Below are 4,224 nucleotides of genomic sequence, written 5' to 3'. Positions count from 1 at the left end.
GACGGCGGCGCTCTCCAGCGCGCCGCGGAGCTCCTGCAGCCCGACCACGTCGTCGTCGGCGAAGGCGGTCACCCGGACGCCGCGGTAGGGCTCGGCGACCAGCAGCCGCTCGTCGGCCAGCCGGGCCAGCGCCGCCCGCACGGTGTGCCGGGAGGCACCGGTCGCCGCGGCCAGCTCCTCCTCGCGGACGGCCCGCCCCGCGGGGAGCACGCCGGCCAGCACCTGCCGGCGCAGGTCGTCGGCCAGCCGGTCGACCGCCGTGGGGCCCGGCGGGACGTCACGCCGCCGGGGCACCGGCCACCACCCGCCGTCGCCGGGCGGTGAGGACGGCGATGCCCAGGCCCAGCACCACCACCCCGGCCGCTGCGGGCAGGGTCAGCCGCTCGCCCAGCAGGCCCACACCGAGCAGTGCCGCGCACAGCGGCTCGGCCAGGGTCAGCGTGGCGACGGTGGTGGCCGGGAGCCGGGCCAGCCCCCAGCCGAAGAGCAGGTAGGCCACCGTGGTGGTGACCAGCCCCAGCCAGAGCGTCAGCAGCAGGCCGTCGGCGGTGAGCAGGGCGCCCGGGCCGACCACCAGCAGCAGGGGCAGGGCGAGGGCGGCTGCGGAGCCGAACACCGCGCCGACCGCGGGACCCGAGGACCAGCCGCGGTCCAGCAGCTCCTTCACCGCGACGGCGTAGAGGGCGTAGGCGGCCCCGGCGCCCACCGACCACAGCACCCCGCCACCGGCCGGTCCGCTGCCGGGCCCGCCTGCCACCAGCACCAGCCCGGCCAGGGCCAGGCCGGTCGCGGCCCACCACCGCCGCTCGGGCCGCCGCCGGCGCAGCCCGGCGTCCAGCAGCCCGGTGACCACCGGAGCCGACCCGAGCGCCACCACGGTGCCGACCGCCACCCCGTTCGCCGTCGTCCCCGCGAAGAAGGCGGGCTGGTAGGCCAGCACCCCGGCCGCTCCGGCCGCCACCACCGGCCCGGTGGGCACCCGGGCCAGCAGCCCGGTGCCCCCGAGGGGGTCGACCGCGGGCCGGCGGCGGAGGGCGACCGCCGCGAGCAGCCCGCCGCCGAGCGCGACGCGGGCCAGCCCGACCACCAGCGGTGCGGCGTCCACGTCGAGCAGGGCCTGCGCGGTGCCGGTGGTCCCGAAGCAGACCGCGGCGAGCAGGACGGCGACGACCGGCTTCACGCGGCGGATTGTTGCACAAAACTCCCGGGGTCACGCCAGCGCGGCGGCTGCCCCCGCCTGGGTGATCCACAGGTCGGTGGCCACCGCGAGGCAGTCGATCCCGTGCGCCCGGAACCGCTCGGCCGTGGCGGGGTCGCCCCCGTAGGCCCCGGCCGGCACGTCCGCGGCGGCGCAGGCAGCCGTGATCCGGGCCAGCGGCGAGGCCGGGGAGCGGTCGTCGAGCAGTGCGTCCACCGTCGTGCCCAGCGACAGCGACAGGTCGTTCGGGCCGATGAAGACCGCGCCCACCCCGGGGACTGCCGCGATGTCCTCGACCTCGGCCAGGGCGGCGGCGGACTCGACCATGACCGCGCAGAGCACGGCGTCCCGGGTGGACCCGCCCCAGCTCGGACCCAGCTGACCGGCGCTGCGGCGGCCCCGCGGCGGGTAGTGCGCGGCGTCGACCGCGGCGCGGGCCTGCGCGGCGTCCTCGACCTGCGGGACGACGACGGCGCCCGCCCCGGCGTCGAGCGCCAGCCCGATCGAGGAGAAGTCCAGGGCGGGCACCCGGACCACCAGCTCGGCGGGCCCGGGCCAGCCGCGCGCGGCCTCGAGCAGGTCGCGCCGGTCGTAGCGGCCGTGCTGCAGGTCCACCGCGACCCAGTCGAAGCCCGCGCAGGCCAGCCGCCAGAGCCCGCCCGGCCCGGCCTCGCTGCACCACACGCCGCGGCTGCGCGGACCGAACCCGGACGTCGAGGTCGTCATCGGCCGAGCATGGCACCGCGGGCCGTCCCGCTCACCCGCACGGGGGACGGACAACGTCGTTCCCGCAGGTCGGGGCCCCGACCGGCCGATGGGACGGCATGACCGACGACCCCCGGCTGGCTGCCGAGGCCGCCCGCCGCCTGCACCTGCGGGCCCGCACCAGCGGCCGGGCCCTGACCACCGGCGCGGTCGTCCTCTACCCGCTGTGGTCGTTCTTCGACCGGGTCCTCGAGCCGGTCCCGCTGGCAACGACGTTCACCGCGGTCCGGCTGGCCGGCACGGTGCCGATGGCACTGCTGGCCCTTCTGCTCTGGGCCACCCCGCTGGGCCACCGCCGGCCGGCCGAGCTCACCGCAGCGGCACTGGCCGTGGTGCAGGTGTCGGTGGGCTGGATGCTGCCCCAGGTCGACCACCTCGAGCTCTACCTGCTCGGCGGGACCCTCGTGCTCTACGCCTGCGGCGCCGTCCTGTCCGCCGGCCCGGGGTGGACCCTGCTGCTGGCCTCGGCCACGGCGGCCGGCTTCCTCGCCGGGTGCGTCACCACCGGCACGGTCGACGCCGCCGGCGTGGTGGCCACCGCCTGCTACCTGGGCAGCGCGGCCGTGGTGGCCACGATCGGGCACGCGCTGCGGTGGAACGCGCTGCGCGCGGAGGTGCACTGGCGCTGCGCGCTGGAGGCCGAGCAGGCCACCACCCTGGAGCTGGTCGGTGAGCTCCGCCGGCTGAGCACCCAGGACTCCCTCACCGGCCTGGCCAACCGCCGGTCCTGGGACGACCACCTGCAGCGGGCCTGCGACCGGGCGACCGCGGGCGCCCCCGTCTCCGTGGCGCTCATCGACGTCGACCACTTCAAAGCGGTCAACGACACCCGCGGGCACGACGGCGGGGACCGGGTGCTGCAGGCGATCGCCGGCATCCTCGACCGCACGGTGCGCGCCGACGACCTGGCCGCCCGGCTCGGCGGCGACGAGCTGGCCCTGCTGCTGCCCGGCACCGGTCCGGTGCAGGCCCAGCTGGTCGCCGAGAGGGTCCGCCGCGAGGTGGAGCTGTTCGCCGCCGGCGGGGTCGGCCAGGTGACGGTGTCCATCGGCGTCGCCGTCGGTGCGGCCGGCTCCCGGCCCGAGCAGCTGCTGCGCGCCGCGGACACCCGCCTCTACGAGGCCAAGCGGCGGCGCAACGCCGTCGTGGTGCAGACCGGCGCGATCACCCCGCTGGTCGTCGGCTGACCGTGGTCAGCGGCGGCGGGCCGAGCGCGGCGGGCGCGCGCGCATCCGGTCGCGCAGCTCCTGCAGCAGCAGGGTGAGCCGTCCGGCGTCGTCGGGCTCGAGGTGGTCCAGCAGGGCACCCTGGACGACGTCCTCGTGGCCGGGCAGCACCTGCTCCACCAGCGCCCGCCCCGCGTCGGTGATGGTCACGACGGTGCCGCGGTCGTCGACCGGGTCGGGCGAGCGGGTGACCAGCCCCCGCCTCTCCAGCACCCCGGCCTGGTAGGTCAGACCGCTGCGACTGTGCACGACGCGGTCGGCGATGTCGGTCATCCGCTCGCTCGGCTGCGGGCCCAGCGCGAGGCCGGCCAGGACCTGGAACTGCACCCAGCTCAGCGGTCCGTCCTCGCGCAGCTGCTGCTCCACCGCGTACTGCAGCAGGCTCGCCGCCTCCATGAGGGCGAAGTACACCTCCAGCTGCTGGGGTGCGAGGCGGGCCACCGGGGGATCGTAGCGACCGAGGTTGCTACGAATTCGAAGCACTGCTACCGTCCCAGGTGTTGCGAATTCGAAGCACATCGAAAGAGGTCACGGCCATGCAGGCAGTCCGGTTCCACGAGTTCGGCACCCCCGACGTCCTCCGCCTCGAGGAGGTCCCGCTCCCGGCGCCCGGTCCCGGCGAGGTGCGCGTGCGGGTCGCCGCGACGTCGTTCAACGCCGTCGACGGCAACATCCGCCTCGGCGTCATGCAGGGCCCCTTCCCCGTCGCCCTGCCGCACGTCCCCGGCGCGGACCTGGCCGGCACGGTCGACGCGCTCGGCGAGGGCGTCACCGGCTGGGCGGTCGGCGACCGGGTGGTCGGCTTCCTGCCGATGGTCCCCGACGGCGCCTCCGCCGAGCAGGTGGTCGCGCCGGCCGAGGTGCTCGCCGCCGCGCCCACCGCCGTCCCGCTGGTCGACGCCGCCGCCCTGCCCCTGGTCGGGCTGACGGCCTGGCAGGCCCTGTTCGACCACGGCGGGCTGGTCGCCGGCCAGCGGGTGCTGGTCGTCGGCGCCGGCGGCGCGGTCGGCGGGTACGCCGTGCAGCTCGCCGCCG

At 77.3% G+C, this 4,224-nt stretch carries 6 protein-coding genes; 2 read left to right on the top strand and 4 right to left on the bottom strand.

Features of this window, described 5'->3' with window-relative positions; genetic code table 11:
* From NH342_RS22205 to NH342_RS22195, 3 genes are all read right to left on the bottom strand, one after another.
* On the bottom strand, positions 1-294 hold a 294-nt coding region (locus NH342_RS22205), incomplete at its 3' end, for a GntR family transcriptional regulator (protein WP_253018424.1).
* On the bottom strand, positions 278-1,180 hold the full coding sequence (locus NH342_RS24420) for an EamA family transporter (RefSeq protein WP_253018422.1): 903 nt from the start codon (positions 1,178-1,180) through the stop codon (positions 278-280). The genes NH342_RS22205 and NH342_RS24420, both read right to left, overlap by 17 nt.
* Before the next feature lie 30 nt (positions 1,181-1,210).
* The gene (locus NH342_RS22195; RefSeq protein ID WP_253018420.1) at positions 1,211-1,924 is read right to left on the bottom strand and encodes an HpcH/HpaI aldolase/citrate lyase family protein; all 714 of its coding nucleotides are present in this window, start codon (positions 1,922-1,924) and stop codon (positions 1,211-1,213) included.
* 98 nt (positions 1,925-2,022) lie between these two features.
* Here NH342_RS22195 and NH342_RS22190 point away from each other — a divergent pair, with 98 nt between their 5' ends.
* Positions 2,023-3,150, top strand: coding sequence for a diguanylate cyclase (locus tag NH342_RS22190; protein ID WP_253018418.1), 1,128 nt, complete (start codon positions 2,023-2,025; stop codon positions 3,148-3,150).
* Between the two features lie 6 nt (positions 3,151-3,156).
* Here NH342_RS22190 and NH342_RS22185 read toward each other — a convergent pair whose 3' ends face one another.
* Positions 3,157-3,630 (bottom strand): MarR family winged helix-turn-helix transcriptional regulator, encoded by a 474-nt coding sequence (locus NH342_RS22185; RefSeq protein ID WP_253018416.1) that lies wholly within the window; start codon positions 3,628-3,630, stop codon positions 3,157-3,159.
* A gap of 95 nt (positions 3,631-3,725) precedes the next feature.
* On the opposite strand from NH342_RS22185, the gene NH342_RS22180 reads away from it, so the two are divergent.
* The coding region (locus tag NH342_RS22180; RefSeq protein ID WP_253018414.1) for an NADP-dependent oxidoreductase at positions 3,726-4,224 on the top strand (499 nt) is incomplete at its 3' end.

Origin of the sequence: Klenkia sp. PcliD-1-E (assembly GCF_024124375.1) — a bacterium.
GTDB lineage: Bacteria > Actinomycetota > Actinomycetes > Mycobacteriales > Geodermatophilaceae > Klenkia.
This window is presented reverse-complemented; position numbering and strand designations above follow the sequence as displayed.

Coding starts and splice junctions, on each gene's coding strand:
- NH342_RS22190 (WP_253018418.1), top strand. CDS start 2,023: ATGACCGACGACCCCCGGCTGGCTGCCGAGGCCGCCCGCCGCCTGCAC.
- NH342_RS22195 (WP_253018420.1), bottom strand. CDS start 1,924: ATGACGACCTCGACGTCCGGGTTCGGTCCGCGCAGCCGCGGCGTGTGG.